General features: G+C 63.0%; 15 protein-coding genes. 3 read left to right on the top strand and 12 right to left on the bottom strand.

What is annotated here, in order from left to right:
* Positions 1-60: 60 nt before the first annotated feature.
* The 5 genes from NHH88_03810 to NHH88_03790 form a co-directional block, all read right to left on the bottom strand.
* Positions 61-273 carry a type II toxin-antitoxin system HicA family toxin gene (locus tag NHH88_03810; protein USX14931.1) on the bottom strand — a complete coding sequence of 71 codons (213 nt, stop codon included), beginning with the start codon at positions 271-273 and terminating at the stop codon, positions 61-63.
* A 2-nt stretch (positions 274-275) separates the two neighbouring features.
* Positions 276-473, bottom strand: coding sequence for a type II toxin-antitoxin system HicB family antitoxin (locus NHH88_03805; protein ID USX14930.1), 198 nt, complete (start codon positions 471-473; stop codon positions 276-278).
* A gap of 45 nt (positions 474-518) precedes the next feature.
* Positions 519-1,514, bottom strand: a complete 996-nt coding sequence (locus tag NHH88_03800) for a cupin-like domain-containing protein (GenBank protein ID USX14929.1) — start codon at positions 1,512-1,514, stop codon at positions 519-521.
* Positions 1,515-1,585: 71 nt separating this feature from the next.
* Positions 1,586-4,576 carry a TonB-dependent receptor gene (locus tag NHH88_03795; protein ID USX14928.1) on the bottom strand — a complete coding sequence of 997 codons (2,991 nt, stop codon included), beginning with the start codon at positions 4,574-4,576 and terminating at the stop codon, positions 1,586-1,588.
* 99 nt (positions 4,577-4,675) lie between these two features.
* The gene (locus NHH88_03790; protein USX14927.1) at positions 4,676-4,900 is read right to left on the bottom strand and encodes a hypothetical protein; all 225 of its coding nucleotides are present in this window, start codon (positions 4,898-4,900) and stop codon (positions 4,676-4,678) included.
* Between NHH88_03790 and NHH88_03785 the strand changes: the two genes are divergently transcribed.
* The gene (locus NHH88_03785; protein USX14926.1) at positions 4,899-6,161 is read left to right on the top strand and encodes an ROK family protein; all 1,263 of its coding nucleotides are present in this window, start codon (positions 4,899-4,901) and stop codon (positions 6,159-6,161) included. The two genes, NHH88_03790 and NHH88_03785, sit on opposite strands and share 2 nt — an antisense overlap.
* A gap of 168 nt (positions 6,162-6,329) precedes the next feature.
* Here the strand turns inward: NHH88_03785 and rpsJ are convergent, their stop codons facing one another.
* From rpsJ to rpsL, 5 genes are all read right to left on the bottom strand, one after another.
* Positions 6,330-6,647 (bottom strand): 30S ribosomal protein S10, encoded by a 318-nt coding sequence (gene rpsJ / locus NHH88_03780; GenBank protein ID USX14925.1) that lies wholly within the window; start codon positions 6,645-6,647, stop codon positions 6,330-6,332.
* 129 nt (positions 6,648-6,776) lie between these two features.
* Entirely contained in the window at positions 6,777-7,967 is a 1,191-nt protein-coding gene (tuf, locus tag NHH88_03775) for an elongation factor Tu (GenBank protein ID USX14924.1), read from the bottom strand.
* A gap of 72 nt (positions 7,968-8,039) precedes the next feature.
* Entirely contained in the window at positions 8,040-10,145 is a 2,106-nt protein-coding gene (fusA, locus tag NHH88_03770; GenBank protein USX14923.1) for an elongation factor G, read from the bottom strand.
* Between the two features lie 114 nt (positions 10,146-10,259).
* On the bottom strand, positions 10,260-10,730 hold the full coding sequence (gene rpsG, locus NHH88_03765) for a 30S ribosomal protein S7 (GenBank protein USX14922.1): 471 nt from the start codon (positions 10,728-10,730) through the stop codon (positions 10,260-10,262).
* Between the two features lie 151 nt (positions 10,731-10,881).
* Positions 10,882-11,265: a 30S ribosomal protein S12 gene (gene rpsL, locus NHH88_03760; GenBank protein ID USX14921.1), complete on the bottom strand. Its 384-nt coding sequence runs from the start codon at positions 11,263-11,265 to the stop codon at positions 10,882-10,884.
* A 291-nt stretch (positions 11,266-11,556) separates the two neighbouring features.
* Between rpsL and NHH88_03755 the strand changes: the two genes are divergently transcribed.
* Both NHH88_03755 and NHH88_03750 read left to right on the top strand, forming a co-directional pair.
* Positions 11,557-13,272, top strand: coding sequence for a sulfatase-like hydrolase/transferase (locus NHH88_03755; protein ID USX14920.1), 1,716 nt, complete (start codon positions 11,557-11,559; stop codon positions 13,270-13,272).
* Positions 13,273-13,400: 128 nt separating this feature from the next.
* Entirely contained in the window at positions 13,401-14,171 is a 771-nt protein-coding gene (locus NHH88_03750) for a carbon-nitrogen hydrolase family protein (GenBank protein USX14919.1), read from the top strand.
* A 77-nt stretch (positions 14,172-14,248) separates the two neighbouring features.
* Here the strand turns inward: NHH88_03750 and NHH88_03745 are convergent, their stop codons facing one another.
* On the bottom strand, positions 14,249-14,713 hold the full coding sequence (locus NHH88_03745; GenBank protein ID USX14918.1) for a DUF2269 domain-containing protein: 465 nt from the start codon (positions 14,711-14,713) through the stop codon (positions 14,249-14,251).
* Positions 14,714-14,717: 4 nt separating this feature from the next.
* The gene (locus NHH88_03740) at positions 14,718-15,992 is read right to left on the bottom strand and encodes an SDR family oxidoreductase (protein USX14917.1); all 1,275 of its coding nucleotides are present in this window, start codon (positions 15,990-15,992) and stop codon (positions 14,718-14,720) included.
* Positions 15,993-16,027 lie beyond the last annotated feature (35 nt).

The raw sequence follows: 16,027 nt of genomic DNA, 5'->3' as shown, positions 1-16,027 counted from the left end.
TTGGGCAATTGACAACAGCCTACCGGCGTCAGAAGATTCTGTCCAGAACTCCACCGCCGCTCACAGCAAGCTACGGAACTGCTCTACGCTCAAGCCCGCGCCGCGCACAATCGTGCCCAGCGTAAAGGCGTTAACCGGGTTGTGCCGGGGAATGGTAACGACGTGACGTCCATCGGTCATGACAATGTGCTTGCCCTGCCGGGCGACGTGAAAGCCAGCCTTCTGCAGCGCCTTGACCACATCCAGGTGATTGACGCCAGGAACGCGGACCATGGCTACCGCACCACGTCCACTTCGCGTGTGATGGTACCGTGGAGATTCTCTTCCACGACTTCAAGATACTCGGCGATCGCCGATTTGATATTTTCAAGCGCCTCTTCCTCGGTTGCCCCTTGCGAACAACAACCTGGCAGCCCCGGAACAGAAACGCTATAGCCCTCTTCGGATTTATGAAGCGCAACTCGGTATTTCATGTCGCCTCCCGCTCAAAAGTCCATTATAGACCTCGGCCACCGCCTCTACCGATTCAACCGCCGCAGAATCTGCGCCCGCAGCATGCGCGCGGCGTCGTCGTCGAGCGGCGCCAGCGAGTGGCGCGCGGCCGGCGGGATGTGCGCCGCCTCGCCGCCGTCGCTGTCGAACACGTAGTGGCGGAAGATCTCCTTCCACGCGGCGCGCTGGGCCGGCGGCAGGTCGCGCAGGGTCATCAGCGCCAGCGACAGGGTGCTGGCCGGCGTGTCCATCCAGTCCGGCGACTGGCGCCACCAGTAATTGATCAGGATGTTAAAAGGCTCGAGCCCCTCGACGTGGTGCCACCACATGCTGGGGATGAACAGCGCGTCGCCCGGTTCCAGCTCGGCAGCTTGCGCGTGCCGCAGCGCCTCGGCGAACAGGGGAAAGCGCTCGAAATCCGGCCGCGCGAAGTCGACCAGGCTGACCGATTGCCCGGCCGGCGTGAAGTCGAGCGGGCCGACGTACAGGTTCTTCAACTGCTCGGGCGGGAACAGGGTGAAGCGGCGGCGCCCGGCGGCCACGCAGGCCAGGTTGTCCGGCACGTCGTAGTGGGCCGGAATGCGCGTGCGGTTGCCGATCCAGATGCTGGCCAGCGGATCGCGCGCGCCCAGGTCGACATCGTTTTCGGCCCGCATCCCCGGCAGGCAGGTGTCGACCGTGGTCGAGCCGACGTACAGGGTGGGCGGGTCGGCCGCGTCCAGGTGCGCGAGCAGCGCGTCGAGCACCTGGTCGAAGCGCACCATCTGCGACGTGAAATTAAAGCCGCTCAGGTCGTCGTTATAAAAGATGCGCCCGCCCGTGCCCGGCGGGCTGTGGCTGGCCAGCACGGTGGCGTCGCGGTAAAACCTGCGCAGGTAGGCGTCGGCCTGCCCCGCCCCGCCGCGCGCGGCACGCACCAGCGGCCAGTCGGCCACCAGGCCGCGCAGCACCAGCGGCACCGGCGAGGCCAAAATCTCGTCGGACAGCGGCGCGCCGCCGTCCACTTCCACTATCGCTTGCATCGACTTCCCCAAATGAAAAAGGCCGTCGCATCGCGACGGCCCGTGGCCCGACTATACGCTACCGTTCAACATCAGAACTTGTAGCGCGCGCCCAGCATGTAACGCGGACCGGCTTGCGTCACGTTCAGGGTCGAACGCTCGGTACGGCCGTACTGGCGCTGGGTGGCGTTGGTCAGGTTGATGACCTCGGCCTGCAGGCTCAGCTTGTCGGTGACATTGTACCCAACACTGATGTCGGTCTGGCCGTACTTGTCGGTGTAGACCGGCGCCGGGCGGCCGCCGCCGGCGTCGATGGTCGAGGCCAGGAAGCTGTCGCGCCAGTTGTAGGCCAACCGCACCGACCACTTTTGGTCTTCGTAGATACCCACCAGGTTGGCCGAATTGCTCAGCCCCAGGATCGCGAACTGATCCGCCGTGTTGGCGTCGTCATACTTGGTTGGCGAAGTCACGTACGTGTAGTTGGCCTGCACGCCGAAGCCGGTGCGCCCGAACATATGCTGCACGTTGATCTCGGCGCCCTTGACCGTGGCCGACTTCTGGTTGGCATACGAGGTCAGCAGGAAAGGCATCAGCGGATCGGTCGCCAGGCCGGTGATCTTGCCGTCGAGGTTGCCGTCCGACTTGACGCCGATGTATTCCACGCCCGGCTGGCCGCGGAAGTTGGTCAGGATGTAGTTGCGCAGGCAGTTGGTGTCGGCCGCCGAGCAACCAGCGCTGCGCGCAGCGTTGTAATACGCGCCGCCGACCGGCGTGTGCAGGTTGTAGAGCGGCGTCGACGTTGCCGTCTGGCCGGCGTAGTTGTCCATCTTCTTGTGGAAGCCGGCGATCGACAGCACACTCTGCTGGTCGTAATACCATTCCCACGACAAGTCCAGATTCTTCGACTTGACCGGTTTCAGGGCCGGGTTGCCGACCGAAGCGGTGCCGCCGGTGAAGACGTTGCCGATGGTGCCCAGGGTCAAGCCGCCCTGCATCTGGTCGTAGCGCGGCCGGCCGATGGTGGTGCCGACGCTGGCGCGCAGCTTCATGTCGGGACGCAGATCGGCGTCGAAGTTCAGGCTCGGCAGCACGTTGTTGTAGCTGGCTTCCTGGGTGCTGTACGACGCGCCGGCGAATTTGAGCGGCAATTCATTCTGCGATTCCCACACCACGCCGGTGCCCACCAGTACTTGCGCCACCGAGGTGACCTTGGTGCGCTCCATGCGCACGCCGATCGACGTACGGAACGGGATGGCGGCATCCCAGTCGGTGCCGAGCGACACGTAACCGGAGGTGGTTTTTTCCTTCAGCTCGCGGTCGGTGTCGGCGCTGTCGAAATTCGGCAGGTAGGTCGACAGGCCGGTGGCCGCGGCCGTGGCGGCGCGGACCTTGCCGAAGTCGAAGGTGTAGAGCGAACCGAACAGCTCCGGCGCGTTGTGGCCGCCGAACTCCTTGAAGAACGAGCCGAGCGAATTGGCCTGGAACAGGCTGCCCGGGTAATCGGACGCCTTGGAAGCGCCGCCCCAGCTGTTGTTCTGCACGTTCGAATAGGTCGAACGGTTGGTCGAGTCGGTGTAGCCGACGCCGAAGTTCAGCTCGGACGCCTCGAACAGCTTCAGGCTACCCTTGGTCTGCGCCTGGTTGATGGTGGCCTTCTGCCAGCTGTTGTGGAACCACGAACCGGTGGCCTGGATCGGTTGGGCCGCCAGGTTGGCCGCCGGCATGCTCACCACCGGCAACTCCTTGGTGAAGTCGACCATCGTGTTGCCGCGGCTGTAGCTGGCGTTCGACAGGTTGTTCTCGCTGCCCCATGGGCTGTCGGCGCCGGATTCGGCGTTCGAATGGTGGAGGTCGAGCTCCAGGCGCAGGTCGTTGGTGGCCTTCCATACGGTGTTGAAGCCGATCGACTTGTTCTTGGTCTTGGTCGCGTAATCGCCGCCCACCACCGAGATGTCCTGCGGCGTGTTGTACGTCTCCATGTAGGTCAGCGGCGTCTGCACCTTGCCGCCCGGCCAGGTGCTGGTCGAGGTCGGGGTCTGGCCGAACCACACGCTCAGCTCGTTACGCTTGGTCTGGATCTTCTGTTCCGAATACGTCGCGTCCAGGGTCGTGGTCAGTTCCTTGACCGGACGGAATTGCAGCACCAGCTGGCCGTTGGTGCGCTGACGCGAAATGGCGTTGACGCCGTAGCCGAAGTTCTGCGGGATCAGATACAGGTCGGTCGGACCGGGACGGTTGGTGATCTTCTCCGAGCCCGGCTGGCCCGGCTGCGGCAGGGTCGACCCTTCGGTGGTGTCGGAACCGCGGAACGGACCCTGATAGCCGTTGGCCAGGCCGGCGCGGTTGAAGCCGGAGTCGCGGCGCTGGTGGCTAGCGCTAACAGCGATGCCGAAGCGGCCGTCTTCGCTGGTGTTGCTGTAGATGCCCGAGAACTCGGGGGTGACGCTGCTGCCCTTGATCGAGCCGGGCAGTTCGCTGTTGGAGCTGTCCTTGACGGCCTTGGCGCCGACGCTGGCGCGCATGCCGGGATTGTCCAGCGGACGCGCGGTCATCACGTTGATGGTGGCGCCGATGCCGCCGGTCGGGCTGTCGGCGCGGCCGGTCTTATAGACCTGCAGCTGCGAGATCGCTTCAGACGCCAGGTTCGAGAAGTCGAACGAGCGGCCCGACAGGTCGCTCAGGTCGGTGGTCGGCATCTGGCGGCCGTTGAGCAGCACCAGGTTGAAGTCCGGGCCCAAGCCGCGCACGGTGACCTTCTGGCCCTCGCCGTTGCTGCGGTCGATCGACACGCCGGAGATGCGCTGCAGCGATTCGGCCAGGTTGGTGTCGGGGAATTTACCGATGTCGTCGGCGACAATGCCGTCGACGATGCCGTCGGCGTTGCGCTTCATGTTCATGGTCGACTGCATGCTGGCGCGGATACCGGTCACGACCACTTTCGGGCCGTCGGCGCCGTCACCCGGCACGCCGGCGGTCTGGGCGAACGCGGGCACGAACGTGGCGCAGGCGCCGGCAACTGCCAGGCAGATCAACCGGCGCTGGTTCAGCGGGGACTCTGAAAACGTTTTCAAATTTTTTCGCACTTACATCTCCTTAATTATATTTATCGCTCCGACGTCATCGAGCAGGGTCAAGGCAACGTCGGAAGTGGCAACACTACAAACAACCGCAAAACTGTCGATTCATCGAATAACAAATGAATAAGGCCATGCCAGAATAAGAGTAAAAAAACCATTAGTCAATTGATCGAACGAATTACCGCGCCAAATTCGTGCAGTGTTGTAAAGAAGCCCCACTTGGGCGCGCATGGGAGCCCTTGCGCGCCCCAAAACGGGGCGGGAAGCGCCCGCAGCCGCGCCGGCGAGCGTATGATCCCCGGCAACTCCCACTTTTAAAACCTTAGCCATGATCGTCGCCGGCGACCAACAGTTGCTCAAACAAATCAACCGGATGGCCCTGGTGCGCCAGCTATGCGGCGCGCCCGGGCTGTCGCGCGCGGCCCTGGCCGAGGCGGTCGGCCTGACCAAGTCCACCGTCAGCCTGCTGGTGCGCGAACTGCTCGACGAGGGCTGGCTCAGTGAAAGCGAACTGGTCGCCACCGGCGCCCTGGGCCGGCGCGCCACGCCGCTGCGCATCGACACCGGCCGCCTGGCGCTGCTGGGGGCCGACCTGGGCGTCGGCGGCGCGCGCGTGGTCGCCACCGACCTGCTCGGGACGGTGCTGGCCGAGCGCGCCCTGCCCTACCCCGACCTGTCCGACCCGGCCGCCTGCGTCGGCCTCATCGCCGACGAGCTGGTGGCGATGACGGCGGCCGGCGGCCCGCTGGCCGGGCGCGCCATGCTCGGCCTGGGCATCGGCGTGCCCGGCGTGGTCGACGACACCACCGGCGTGCTGCGCTACGCCCCCCACCTGGGCTGGCGCGACGTCGACGTGGTCGGCCAACTGCGCGCGCGCTGCGCCGCCACCGCGCTGGCCGGGCTGCCGCTGTTCATCCAGAACGAGGCCAATGTCGCCGCGCTGGCCGAGCTCGAATTCGCCGGCGAGGTCGGCGCCGACCCGCTGATCTACCTGAGCATCGGCTACGGCGTCGGCGCCGGCATCGTCGTCAACGGCCGCCTGCTGACGGGGCTGTACGGCTTCGCCGGCGAGGTCGGCCACACCATCCTGCAGCAGGCCGGCCCGCCGTGCTCGTGCGGACGGCGCGGCTGCGCCGACGCGCTGATCGGCATGCGGGCGGTGACGGACCAGGTGTATGGCAAGCCGGGCAAGGCAGGCGACGCCGGCAAGGTTGGGGACTCCGGGCCGGAGCGGCTTGAGCGGCTGTTCGCCCAGGCCGAGGCCGGCGAGGCGGCCGCGTGCCGGGCGGTCGAAGCGGCCGGACGCCACATGGGCGTGCTGCTCAACAACCTGTGGGTGGCGTTCGACCCGATGTGCATCGTCGTCGGCGGCGCCGCGCTGCGCCTGGGCGAGCGCTTCCTGGCGCCGGGACGCGACGTGCTGCGCGACTACGCCGAGGCCACGCAATTGCCGGCGCCCACCATCCGCACGCCGCACTTCGGCGCCAACGCCATCGCCATCGGCGGCGCCGCGATGGCGCGGCATCACCTGATGCGCCCGTTCGGCGGCCAGGGCGCCGGCGTGATGCTGCAAAAACCCGCCAGACTGTAGCGATACGCGTGCAGCGCCGCTTAAGGGTCGTACCCCGAGGGGTGCGACCCTGTCTGGCAGTGCGGGTTTGCCGGCCAACAAAAAAGCCGGGCGTGCTCGCGTTGGCGAACAGGCCCGGCTCTTAAAAACCGTGGACGGGAACGACCCCGCCCACCGGCTCAATAACGATTACTGCAGTTTGATTTCGACATCGACGCCAGCTGGCAGGTCCAGCTTCATCAGCGCGTCAACGGTCTTGTCGGTTGGGTCGACGATGTCCATCAGGCGCTGGTGGGTGCGGATTTCGAACTGGTCGCGCGAGGTCTTGTTGACGTGTGGCGAACGCAGAACGTCGAAACGCTGGATGCGGGTTGGCAGTGGGACCGGGCCCTTGACAACGGCGCCGGTGCGCTTAGCGGTGTCAACGATTTCCAGTGCGGACTGGTCGATCAGCTTGTAGTCGAAAGCCTTCAGGCGGATACGGATTTTCTGGTTTGGTGCGGACATGATTTTTCCTTGAAAAGAGCGAACTGGCAACTATGTAGCGCCAGCAATATTTAAAAGAACGAGTTGTAACGCGTAAGGGTCGACATGGTATCACACCATGCCGACCCTGTTTCAATCACGCAAAATTAATTAGGCGATGATCTTAGCAACCACACCCGCGCCGACGGTACGACCGCCTTCACGGATAGCGAAACGCAGGCCTTCTTCCATCGCGATCGGGTTGATCAGCTTGACGGTGATCGACACGTTGTCGCCTGGCATAACCATTTCTTTGTCCGCTGGCAGTTCGATCGAACCGGTCACGTCAGTCGTACGGAAGTAGAACTGTGGACGATAGTTGTTGAAGAACGGGGTGTGACGGCCGCCTTCATCTTTCGACAGGACATAGATCTCGCCGGTGAAGTGGTTGTGCGGCTTGATCGAACCTGGCTTGGCCAGAACCTGACCACGCTGTACGTCTTCACGCTTGGTGCCGCGCAGCAGCAGACCGACGTTGTCGCCGGCTTGACCCTGGTCCAGCAGCTTGCGGAACATTTCCACGCCGGTGCAAGTGGTCTTGACGGTGTCGGTGATGCCGACGATTTCGATCTCTTCGCCGACTTTGATGATGCCGCGCTCGATACGACCGGTCACAACGGTACCGCGACCCGAGATCGAGAACACGTCTTCCACTGGCATCAGGAAGGCGCCATCGACTGCGCGCTCTGGCGTAGGGATGTAGCTGTCCAGTGCGTCGGCCAGACGCATGATCGCGTCAACGCCCATTTCGCCTTCTTTGCCTTCCAGCGCCATACGGGCCGAACCTTTGATGATAGGCACGTCGTCGCCTGGGAATTCGTATTTCGACAACAACTCGCGAACTTCCATTTCGACCAGTTCCAGCAGTTCTGCGTCGTCGACCAGGTCGCACTTGTTCAGGAACACGATGATGTATGGAACGCCAACCTGGCGGGCCAGCAGGATGTGCTCGCGGGTCTGTGGCATTGGGCCGTCAGCTGCGGAGCAAACCAGGATCGCGCCGTCCATCTGTGCCGCGCCGGTGATCATGTTTTTGATGTAGTCGGCGTGGCCTGGGCAGTCAACGTGTGCGTAGTGACGGGCAGCGGTTTCGTACTCGACGTGCGCGGTGTTGATGGTGATGCCGCGTGCTTTTTCTTCCGGTGCCGCATCGATCTGGTCGTAGGCTTTCGCTTCGCCGCCGAATTTCTTCGACAGAACGGTAGCGATTGCAGCGGTCAGGGTGGTCTTGCCGTGGTCGACGTGGCCGATGGTGCCGACGTTGACGTGCGGCTTGGTCCGTTCGAATTTACCTTTTGCCATTTTATTCTTCCTTAGAACAATGTTTTAAATATGCGGGCGGGAGGATCTCCCCCACCCGCAAAAATACGAAAATTACTTAGCTTTAGCAGTGACGATCGCGTCGATAACGTGCTTAGGCGCTTCCGAGTAGTGCTTGAATTCCATCGTGTAGGTAGCACGACCTTGCGTTGCGGAACGCAGCGTGGTCGAGTAACCGAACATTTCGGACAGCGGCACTTCAGCTTTGATGATCTTGCCACCGCCGCCTGGGATCTCGTCCATGCCCTGCACCATACCGCGGCGGGACGACAGGTCGCCCATCACGGTACCGGCGTAGTCTTCCGGCGTTTCCACTTCCACAGCCATCATCGGCTCCAGAATAACCGGCGACGCCTTGCGGCAGCCTTCTTTGAACGCCATCGAAGCGGCCATCTGGAACGCGTTTTCGTTCGAGTCCACATCGTGGTACGAACCGAAGAACAGCGTGACCTTGACGTCGACCACTGGGTAGCCGGCCAGAACACCGGTGTTCAAGGTACCGCGCACACCCTTTTCAACCGCAGGGATGTATTCGCGTGGAACCGTGCCGCCTTTGATGGCGTCAACGAATTCGAAACCTTTACCTGGTTCTTGCGGTTCGATCTTCAGAACCACGTGACCGTATTGACCACGACCACCCGACTGCTTGACGAACTTGCCTTCGGATTCTTCGCAGGTCTTGCGGATCGTTTCGCGGTACGCAACCTGTGGCTTGCCGACGGTCGCTTCCACGCCGAATTCGCGCTTCATGCGGTCGACGATAATTTCCAGGTGCAGCTCGCCCATACCACCGATGATGGTCTGGCCCGACTCTTCGTCGGTCTTGACGCGGAACGACGGATCTTCCTGTGCCAGGCGGTTCAGTGCCAGACCCATTTTTTCCTGGTCGGCCTTGGTCTTTGGTTCCACGGCCTGTTGAATCACAGGCTCAGGGAAGACCATGCGCTCCAGAACGATGATCGAGGTCGGATCGCACAGGGTTTCGCCCGTGGTCACGTCTTTCAGGCCAACGGCTGCGGCGATGTCGCCGGCGCGCACTTCTTTGATCTCTTCGCGCTGGTTCGCGTGCATCTGCAGAATACGGCCCAGACGCTCTTTACGACCCTTGACCGAGTTGTAGACGGTGTCGCCCGAATTGACGGCGCCCGAGTACACGCGGAAGAAGGCCAGCTGGCCGACGAACGGGTCGGTCATGATCTTGAACGCCAGCGCCGAGAACTTCTCTTCGTCCGACGGCTTGCGGGTGGTCGGGTTTTCGTCTTCGTCCGTACCGCCGACGTCTTCGATGTCCAGTGGCGACGGCAGGTATTCGATGACCGCGTCCAGCATGGCTTGCACGCCCTTGTTCTTGAAAGCGGTACCGCACATCATCGGCACGATTTCCGAAGCGATGGTGCGATCGCGCAGCGCTTTCTTGATCTCGGCTTCGGACAGGTCGCCCTCTTCCAGGTACTTGTTCATCAGTTCTTCGGTCGCTTCGGCGGCGACTTCAACCATCTTCTCGCGCCACTCGGCGGCCGATGCTGCCAGCTCTTCCGGGATCTCGACGTAGTCGAACTTCATGCCCTGGGACGCTTCGTCCCACAGGATGGCTTTCATCTTGACCAGATCGATGACGCCTTTGAAGTTTTCTTCGGCGCCGATCGGGATCTGGATCAGGACCGGGTTCGCCTTCAGGCGAGCGCGCATCTGCTCGTAGACCTTGAAGAAGTTGGCGCCGGTACGGTCCATCTTGTTGACGAAGGCCAGACGTGGCACTTTGTACTTGTTAGCCTGACGCCATACGGTTTCCGACTGTGGCTGAACACCGCCCACTGCGCAGTAAACCATGCAAGCGCCGTCGAGCACGCGCATCGAACGTTCGACTTCAATGGTGAAGTCGACGTGGCCCGGCGTGTCGATGATGTTGATGTGGTGCTCAGGGAAATTGTTAGCCATCCCTTTCCAGAAGCAGGTGGTCGCAGCGGACGTAATGGTGATGCCGCGCTCTTGTTCCTGCTCCATCCAGTCCATGGTGGCGGCGCCATCGTGAACTTCACCGATCTTGTGGTTCACGCCCGTGTAGAACAGGACGCGTTCGGTGGTGGTGGTCTTACCTGCATCGATGTGAGCGGAGATACCGATATTGCGGTAGCGCTCGATGGGGGTCTTGCGGGCCATAGTTATTCCTAAATCTTTGAATGGACAAAACCGAGCACCATTTTTTGGGAAAAAAATGAGCCCGGCCTCGAACAACAGATAACAGCCAGACCATCAAGGATCTGGCCGATTTTATTAGAAGCGGAAGTGCGAGAACGCCTTGTTCGCTTCAGCCATGCGGTGCACTTCATCGCGACGCTTCATCGCACCGCCACGGCCTTCGGCCGCTTCCATCAGCTCACCGCCGAGGCGTTGTGGCATGGATTTTTCGCTGCGCTTGTTCGCGGCTTCGCGCAACCAACGCATCGACAGAGCCATACGGCGCACTGGGCGTACTTCGACCGGCACCTGGTAGTTTGCACCACCGACGCGACGGGATTTGACTTCAACCAGTGGCTTGGCGTTGTTGATCGCGGTAGCGAACACTTCCAGCGGATCTTTGCCGGATTTCGAAGCGATGTGCTCGAAGGCACCGTAGATGATGTTTTCTGCGACCGATTTTTTACCGGACAGCATCAGAACGTTCACGAATTTGGCGACATCCGTGTTGCCGAATTTTGGATCCGGCAGAATTTCGCGCTTGGGTACTTCACGACGACGTGGCATATCAATTCCTTTCAATCTTCAGTTGAGGTGCGCAGATATGGGATTCGCACTCTCGCGGAGGGCCATCATAGCCATCCACTTACTCGACCAGTTGCGGTCGATTACATTCACTAAGCTAGCTGCCACCGAGCGAAAACTTTTTTAATGCAGATTACTTCTTACCAGCCTTGGCGCGCTTGGTACCGTATTTCGAGCGGGCTTGCTTACGGTCTTTGACGCCCTGGGTATCCAGTGCACCGCGAACCATGTGGTAACGCACACCCGGCAAATCTTTTACGCGGCCGCCGCGCAGCAGGACAACGCTGTGCTCTTGCAAGTTGTGGCCTTCACCGCCGATGTACGAAATGACTTCGAAACCGTTGGTCAGACGCACTTTGGCGACTTTACGCAAAGCCGAGTTAGGCTTCTTAGGAGTGGTGGTGTACACACGGGTGCAAACACCACGTTTTTGCGGGCTGTTTTCCAGCGCCGGCGATTTGCTTTTCACGGTCAGAGCGACACGTGGATTGCGAATCAGTTGATTGATGGTTGGCATCGTTCTAAACCCAACTAAATAACAACGTTGAACACCCGGACAACATGTCCGGGGACTAAAACCTAGTCCCGATCTAATGTGCAGCGGAGGCGCGAATAGCCACTCACAGGGAGCGGCCTGAAACAGCGTATACGATGCGCAGACTAAATAGAGAACTCGCGAGTATAGACGTGATCGGATGACCAGTCAAACTTTTTCGCGGCAACATGCGACGTGGCGGGCCGCTAAAAACTGGCCCGGAAGCAAGGAAACGGCTGATAATGGCAAACATTAACACATCTTGCCCCTGGAATGCGCCGCCTCTTCACCGTACCGTCCCCGACTCCGCTGTTACGCCCCGCCCCGCTGTTCGTGCTCGCCAGCTACCTGCTGTTGTCGCTGGTGCCGTGCGTGCCGTTGTTGCTAGGTCGACAAGTGCCGGACCTGGGGCGCATCCTCGCCGCCGAACTGCTGGCCTGGCTCGCGGTGTGGGCCGTGTTCCAGCGCCCCGCCTGGTTCCACTGGCTGCTGCTGCCGGCGCTGCTGGCGCTGCCGACCGAGATGTACCTGTTCATGTACTACGGCCAGGGCATTTCCACCCACCACCTGGGCATCATCGCCGAGAGCAGCCCCAAGGAGGCGATGGAATTCCTGGGAAACAAGATCTGGCTGATGGCCGGCGTCATGCTCGCCGTGCTCGGCTGGTGGCTGGCGATCCAGCTGGCGGCCCGCCGCAGCCCGGCGCTGGCGTGGCGCGGCAAAAGCCGCTGGATCGCGCTCTCTATATTAGTGGTGTTGGGCGGACTGGCGGCCAGCGGCCGCTCGCCGCTGAGTTTTAACGACTTCGCCTCGTCGTGGCCGCTGGGCTTGCCGGCGCGCGGGCTGGACTTTTACAAGGAGCGGCTCTACCTGGCGCGCCTCGGCGAGCGCAGCAGCGCCTTCCATTTCCAGGCGCACCAGCCGCAGGACAACGAACGGCCGGAAATCGTCATCATGGTGCTGGGCGAATCGTCGCGCTACGACCGCTGGGGCATCAACGGCTACGCGCGCGACACCACGCCGCTGCTGCGCCAGGAACCGAACCTGGTGGCGCTGAGCGACGTCATCACGGCGGTGTCGGCGACGCGGCTGTCGATCCCGGTCATCATCTCGCGCAAGCCGGCGATGCAAAGCCTCAAGGAAGGCTTCTCGGAGAAATCCTTCCTCACCGCCTACAAGGAAGCCGGCTTCAAGACCTGGTGGCTATCGAACCAGATCTCGTTCGGCGAGTTCGACACGCCGGTATCGGTGTTCGCCAAGGAAGCGGACGTGATCCAGTTCATGAACCTGGGCGGCTACAAAAGCCGCTCCAACCTCGACCAGATCCTGCTCGAACCGCTACGGCACGCGATCGCCGACCCGGCGCCGAAAAAGCTGATCGTGCTGCACACGCTGGGCAGCCACTGGAACTACAGCCAGCGCTACCCCAAGGACTTCGACAAATGGCAGCCGTCGCTGTACGGCGTCGATAAACCGGTGCACACCGACCTCAAGATCAAGCCGGAGATGAACAACAGCTACGACAACTCGATCCTGTACACGGACTGGTTCCTGGCGCAGGTGATCGGCCAGCTCAAGGACACGGCGCAGCTGACGTCGATGATGTACGTCGCCGACCACGGCCAGACCTTATACGACGGCAGCTGCAACCTCGCCTTCCACGGCCACAACACGCAGCACGAATTCCATGTGCCGGCGCTGGTGTGGTATTCGGACGAATACAGGGAGCGCTATCCGGACAAGGTCAGGCAACTGCTACGCCACCGCAAAGCCAGACTGGCGACGGAAAACATCTTCCACACGCTGCTCGACCTGGGCGACATCCAATACGGCGACGAGCGGCTGGAATGGAGCTTCATCAACAAGCGCTTCAAGCCGCACAAGCGCTACGTCGACAGCTACGGCTGGAGCAACTACGACAACGCCAGCTTCAAAGGCGACTGCCGCGAAGTGATGGACAAGGGCAAGCCGCTCAAGCAAGAGAAGTGAGCTGCATAAACTCCGGGGTCGGGTCCTCCAATGCTACACGTGCTCGGCCGTATCGCCCCTTTACAGACCAGGCCGTGTAACAATGGCGGACCTTACCCCGGGTTTGAACACTGGAGAGGAAAATACTTATGTCTATTTGTATGGCTGCGGCGCAATCGCCATCGGTCGCCGGCGACGTGGAAGCCAATGTGCGCATCCACTTGGCATTCATCGACGCGGCGCGCGAGCACGGCGTCGAACTTTTGGTGTTCCCTGAGCTGTCGCTGAGCGGCTATGAATTGCCACTGCTGCGCGGCTGCGCGCTCGCCCCCGACGACGCCACGCTGGCGCCGATCCGCGAGGCCGCCATCGCCGCCGGCATGACCGTCGTCGTCGGCGCCCCCACGGCGGACGGCGAGGCGGCCCTGCCCTGCATCGCGGCGTTCGCCTACGGGCCGAACGGCGAAGTCGGCGTCTACCGTAAACAATTTTTACATGCCGGCGAGGATCGTTACGCCCGGGCCGGCCACATCGAAACACACGTCAGCTCGCTACTCGGCCACCGCTACGCGCTCGCGATCTGCGCCGACATCACGCACCGCGCCCACGTGGCGGCGGCCGCCGGGGCGGGCGCCACGCTGTATTTGGCTGGCGTGCTGATCTCCAAAGGCGGGTATGCGCACGACACGGCGCTGCTCGAACACTACGCCGCCGATTTCGGGATCGGCGTGTTGATGGCCAATCACGCCGCACCGTCGGGCGGTTACGACGCCGCCGGAGGCAGCGCCGTGTGGACCGCCGGCGGCGTCCTGCTGGCCCGTGCCGACGGACCGGGCGACTGCCTGGTCATCGCAATGGAAAATGGCGGCTGGCAAGGCAAGGTCGTGCCTGTGCGGGGTCAGCCAGGTTATCAAGAATAAGGCTGCGCATCGGACCGCCCGCATCGATCAGTTCCCGCTGGAGCCAGATCACCTTGGAGGCGAGGCCCGGGCCACATCTAAGCCGGCTTGTGCACCATCAACCAGTACACCACCAGCAGTCCGATGAAGGCCGGGAAGCCGAGGGCGGTCCAGATCTTCTCGTAGCGCCAGTAGCGCGCCGGCAGTTGCGCGCCGGTCGCGGCGGCCTGCGCGGCCATGTCGCGCATCTTCAATTGCAGCCACACCACCGGCAGCCAGCAGGCGCCGGCCAGCAGATACAAGGCGAACGACCAGACGATCCAGCGCGACGACAATGGAAAACCCGCCAGGTGGATCATCCAGAAGCCAGACAGCGGCTGCAGGATCACCGACGGCGTGGTGAACCACCAGTCGGCCTTGGCCACCAGCCGCGTGACAACCGCCATCGCCTGCACGTTGCGCGTGCGGTTGACGAAGAACATATAAAACGCCGTGCCGAAGCCGGTGCCGAACATCAGCGTGGCCGACAGGATATGCACCCATTTGACTGCCAGGTATTCCATGATTTCAATCCTTTCTGGCGCTCAGGCGCCACATCACCGCCATCACCGCCAGCAACGGCAGGTTCTTGCTCAGCGGTCCGAACGGGTGCAGCCAGAACTGCGGCAGACACACGCTCAGGACCATCGTATAGCCGCCGACCAGCGCCAACTGCAGCCCCCACAGCCAGCGGCGCGGGCGCAGCAACAACAGCACCCCGATGGTGGCATCGGTCAGACTGGCCGCCAGCAGCATCGGTTCCTGCCAGGCGGCCGGCACGCCGCACGCGCCCAGCCACGCCATGCTCTCGGCATGAGGCCAGGCGAACCACGACACGTAGGCCGTGACCAGCCACAGGATCGCCATCGCCAAGGTGACCAGTTGCGCGCCCCACGACCAGACGGAGACGATGCGCTGATGCGGACGCGTGAAGCGTGACGGGTCGCGCAGCGGACGGCCCAGCAACGCGGCGGCCGGCGCCGGATCGGCGGTGTTACCGCCGTCGGCGCTGCGCTCCAGCATCAGCAGCGACTCCGGCGTTAGCGCGCTCGACGGCATCATGCCGGCCACCCGCGCCACCACGCGCGCCACAGACATCGGCAAATCCATCACCAGCGCCGGCGCCGCCTCCATGCCGTCGCGCAGCGCGCCGAGATAACTGGCCATCGTGGCCGCGCGCGGGCCGACCACCGCCAGCTCGCGCGGCACCGCGCCCTGTTCCATCACCAGCCGCACCACGATCGGCGCCAGGTCGTCGACGTGGATCGGCTGCACCCGGGCGCGGTGCGCCATCGGCATCATCAGCACCGGCAGGGTCGCCAGCATGCGGAACATGACGCTGCTGGCCCCCTCGTCGCCATACACCAGCGACGGCCGGACGATGGTGGCGCCGAGCCGGCGCGCCAGCAGATCGACCTCGGCCGCGCCCTTGCTGCGCCAGTAGCCGGTGGCCGCGTCGGGATGGCTGCCCAGCGCCGACACCTGCACCACGCGGCGCACGCCGAGCCGCTCGCAGGCGGCGAACAGCGCCACCGGCGCGGCGCGGTGGAGGCGGTCGAAATCGCCCGCGCGCGCCTCGCGGATGATGCCGACGCAGTTGACCACGGCATCGAAGCCGGCCAACAGCGGCAGCCAATCCTGCTCGCGCGTCATGCCGCCAAAGTCCAGCTCGATCCACTCGTCCGCGCGCTCGTCGGCCGGACGGCGGCGGCTGGCGCCGACGGCCACGCAACCGGCCGCGCGCAAGGCACGCAGCACGTGGCCCCCGATCAAACCCGTCGCACCTATCACCAGCACATTCATAATTGCCTCCAAGATCCGGGGGAGTCAAGCTGCCG

It is taken from the genome of Oxalobacteraceae bacterium OTU3CAMAD1 (assembly GCA_024123915.1).
In the GTDB taxonomy this organism is placed as follows: Bacteria; Pseudomonadota; Gammaproteobacteria; order Burkholderiales; family Burkholderiaceae_D; genus Rugamonas.
Note: the sequence above shows the minus strand (reverse complement) of the source record. Positions and strands in the feature narration are given on the sequence as shown.